This is a genomic window from Terriglobus sp. YAF25 (genome assembly GCF_052113305.1).
Classification (GTDB): domain Bacteria; phylum Acidobacteriota; class Terriglobia; order Terriglobales; family Acidobacteriaceae; genus Terriglobus.
In genome coordinates this window covers 1-1,760 of record NZ_JBFRCY010000844.1, presented here as the reverse complement: position 1 = coordinate 1,760, position 1,760 = coordinate 1, and the positions used below count along the sequence as shown (strand labels likewise).

Here is a 1,760-nt window from a genome sequence, read left to right as displayed (position 1 = left end):
CGTATTGATGGCCTCTTTCAACTGCAGAATCTCACCGCGCACGTCTACCGTGATCTTGCGGGAGAGGTCACCGCTGGCTACGGCCGTTGCCACCTCGGCGATGTTGCGCACCTGGCCGGTAAGGTTACTGGCCATCGAATTTACTGAGTCCGTAAGGTCTTTCCAGGTTCCGGCCACCCCGGGTACCTGCGCCTGGCCGCCCAGCTTACCGTCGGTACCTACCTCACGGGCAACACGCGTCACCTCGGACGTAAAGACGCTGAGCTGCTGAATCATCGTATTAACGATGTTGGCGGAGCGCAGGAACTCGCCTTCCAGGGGTCGACCGTCCACGTCAAGCCGCACGGTCTGCGTCAGGTTGCCCTGGGCCACAGCGCCGATCGCTCGGGTTACTTCGACCGTCGGACGGAGCAGATCCTCGACCAGCGTATTGACGCTGGCCTCCATCTCTCCCCAGGAGCCACGACGTTCCTGAAAGCACGACCGCTCGCGGGTTCGGCCCTCTTTACCGACAACCTGGCCGACGCGTTTCAACTCGCCGGCCATCTGCTGGTTGGCTGAGACGATGTCGTTGAAGGAATCTGCGACCTTACCTTCAACTCCCGTCCAGTGATTGGGGAGGCGCACCGAGAAGTCGCCATCGCGCATACGGCGCAAGGCGTCCAGAACGATCGCAATGTCAAACTGGGATCGGTCCGCGGCAGGGAGTTCAGCAGTAAGTACAGAAGCTGCAAGATCAGTCTTAGCTGACTTGCTGACAACTCGTTTCACGCATCACCCTCACTCAGGTGTTGAGCGCTTGTTGCTCACTACCAGAATTTAAATGAAAACCAGGCAAACGGTCAGATGCCAGATGCGTTAGGGGTGGTTGCTTAGTAACGAGGCCACCTCACACCGAACGTTATACAGATACTACGGCCACCGTACCTGCTTCCACTGTTACTTTTGGCGGATGGGTGAGTGTGTTGTGCAGAACACAGTGGTGCACGCTGTCATCGACGCCGGCCTGATGCTCCGGGGTCAGCTCCGAGGGCGTATGAACGACGATACGTATCTCCCCCAGCCGGGCCGGGGAGGTCAGCTTTTCAGCGGAGATAGGCCACCGCATAGAAGGCGGCACAGGCACCGCGGCACCCCTTCCGGGATACCCAGCTACAGGGAAAATGCTCTAACGATCCCTCAACGCCGTGAAGACAAGGCATATGCCGACGCAGGCGGTCGCCAGGAGCCATTTGGGGCTCATAAAAGCGGCGGCAAGCGTCGTAAGCAACACAACCACTCCGGAGACAAGACGAAGCGTCCTCTCGAACGACCAGCCTGCCGGCGCTTGATAGTGCAGAGGCCGCCCTTCGGTATACCACCCTGCCGTACCGCCGCGCAGCACGTAGGACTCGATGCCAAACTCCGCAAGGCGGTGCGCGGCCATCCGGGCACGCGCTTCGCCCTGGCAAACCAGTACGATACGCTCCCCGGGTTCTACTGGGATCGGCCCCAGCGTCTCCAGTGGTTGATTCACCGCCCCAGGCAGATGCCCGGCTGCAAATTCACACGCAGACCGAACATCGATCACTCGAACCGGCAGATGCCGTTGCCGCCACCCTTCGAGAATTGCGGAGGGAATCTCCACCACCGTCTTTTTATGTCGTGGCCCCGAGTTCATCGCTCGTTCTCCTCAGAGGAATAGAGCCTTTTTCCTGTAGGTGTAGCGCAGGGCTTGTGCATCTATGGGCGTTTTCCCCAATGAAAACGCCACTGCACGC

At 59.6% G+C, this 1,760-nt stretch carries 3 protein-coding genes; all 3 read right to left on the bottom strand.

Translation table 11 applies throughout. From position 1 onward, the window contains the following. On the bottom strand, positions 1-771 hold a 771-nt coding region (locus AB4043_RS24415), incomplete at its 3' end, for a HAMP domain-containing protein (protein WP_442308376.1). Positions 772-901: 130 nt separating this feature from the next. Next, the gene (locus AB4043_RS24410; protein WP_442300486.1) at positions 902-1,108 is read right to left on the bottom strand and encodes an OsmC family protein; all 207 of its coding nucleotides are present in this window, start codon (positions 1,106-1,108) and stop codon (positions 902-904) included. Between the two features lie 60 nt (positions 1,109-1,168). Next, a complete protein-coding gene (locus AB4043_RS24405) occupies positions 1,169-1,660 on the bottom strand; it encodes a rhodanese-like domain-containing protein (RefSeq protein ID WP_442300485.1) in 492 nt (163 codons plus the stop codon). Between the last annotated feature and the right edge of the window lie 100 nt (positions 1,661-1,760).

Coding starts and splice junctions, on each gene's coding strand:
- AB4043_RS24410 (WP_442300486.1), bottom strand. CDS start 1,108: ATGCGGTGGCCTATCTCCGCTGAAAAGCTGACCTCCCCGGCCCGGCTG.
- AB4043_RS24405 (WP_442300485.1), bottom strand. CDS start 1,660: ATGAACTCGGGGCCACGACATAAAAAGACGGTGGTGGAGATTCCCTCC.